The 1726-nt window shown below is 40.9% G+C and carries 2 protein-coding genes; one reads left to right on the top strand and one right to left on the bottom strand.

Features of this window, described 5'->3' with window-relative positions:
- The first annotated feature begins 419 nt into the window (after window positions 1-419).
- Entirely contained in the window at window positions 420-1253 is an 834-nt protein-coding gene (locus B147_RS0109415) for an Mrp/NBP35 family ATP-binding protein (RefSeq protein ID WP_020586962.1), read from the top strand.
- A gap of 101 nt (window positions 1254-1354) precedes the next feature.
- Here the strand turns inward: B147_RS0109415 and B147_RS27985 are convergent.
- Window positions 1355-1726 (bottom strand): PAS domain-containing protein (locus B147_RS27985; protein WP_211216931.1); only part of this gene is annotated, 372 nt, incomplete at its 5' end.

Raw genomic sequence — 1726 nt, forward strand, 5'->3', positions numbered from 1 at the left:
TTTTTTTAACAGATTTTGATCATATGATCAAAATAGTCTGCAAACTCAAAAACAGAAGTTTGATTTGGGCTCTGACTTTTTACAGGACCATCAAAAATTAGTATATTCAAAAAAACACCTGTTAATTTTTTGCGCCTTCATGAGCCTGCATCCGAAGGTTTTTAGAATAATCTCTCTATTTTTAATAGTCGATTTATGCGTTTTTTTATGGTTTTAGATCATGTTGACTTGTAATCATCCCTCACCCTATTCTCTATAACAGCCATGGGCTGACCTGACATATCAGCACCGAGGTGTAGCCCACAACAAAGTAAGAAAGTAATTCAAGAACTTATTGGAACTTTCATATAAAAATGTAACCTAACTTTGCACTAAATAGAACGAGGTTACATCGTGAACCCCGCAACGGAGGGAAAAGTATGAAGCATTTTTCAAAAAGCCGGATCGCAAGTCATATGCCTGGTCAGAAGCCGGATGACCTTGTCCCAAAAACATTAAAAAAAATCGGCCGAAAGTTCATTGTGATGAGCGGTAAGGGAGGCGTAGGGAAAACAAGCGTATCCGTCAATCTTGCCATCGCACTTGCAAATATGGGGTATACCGTTGGATTAATGGATGTTGATATCCACGGACCGGATGTCCCCCGCATGCTCGGACTGGATGGTATGCTCACGGTAGACCTTGATAAAAAGATAGTGCCCATACGTTATGTAGATAATTTAAAGGTTGTATCCATGGAGTCTCTGATGCCGAACAAGGACGACGCCATCATCTGGCGGGGACCTATCAAACAGACCGTCATAAAGCAGTTTGTCGGGGAAGTCAGTTGGGGAGTTTTGGATTTTCTGGTTATCGACTCCCCGCCCGGAACCGGGGACGAGCCCTTGACCGTTGCCAAGTTGATCCCGGACGCTCTGGCTATTATCGTTACGACGCCTCAGGAAGTGGCACTGGCAGTCATCCGAAAGTCCATCAGTTTTTGTCGAACTGTTAATATGGGCATCTGGGGGATTATTGAAAATATGAGTGGGTTTATTTGTCCTCATTGCGGGAAGAATATTGATATTTTCGGAACCGGCGGAGGAGAAAAAACCGCAAAATTCCATGGAATCAGGTTTCTAGGCAGAATCCCGTTTGACCCGGACATGGTAAATTGTGGGGATCAGGGCGTTTCATTTCAACACTTACACGCGCAATCTCCTATCACGGGTGCGTTTATCCGCATTGCGGAAAGAATGATACCGAAAAATTGAAGAAATTTTTTTATAAGAAAGTCTGGGTAAGTTACTCAGATTTTTCAAACTTTGTTGTGGGCTATGCCTGGCAGTTGATATGTCAGGTCGGCCCATGGCCGTTATTTAAAAATAAAATTTAAAAAAGCAAAATGAGAGTCCTCTCTTTCAGTCTTTTTTCGTTCACTGATATCGATGACTAACGTACGGTATTGTTCAGGTTTTTTACATGTGTTCATGACAAGGATCGTTTCCAACTGCACATCAAAAGGAATGCTATCCTTTTTTGTCATCCGCAGTTCACAGATTTGCCGTGTTTTTAAAGTGTCGAGGTCTTTCAGATGCTGGTAATAGATATTATGGTCTTCTAAAGCAATATAATCCGTAATGTGGTTATCTATAACTTGGATTTCGCTTGTTCCCATTTTGAATTTTATAAATTTAAAAATCAATAAAATCGGTCGAAAAAGTCTAATTTTTAGAGCATACACCCA

Source organism: Desulfobacter curvatus DSM 3379 (assembly GCF_000373985.1).
Lineage (GTDB): Bacteria > Desulfobacterota > Desulfobacteria > Desulfobacterales > Desulfobacteraceae > Desulfobacter > Desulfobacter curvatus.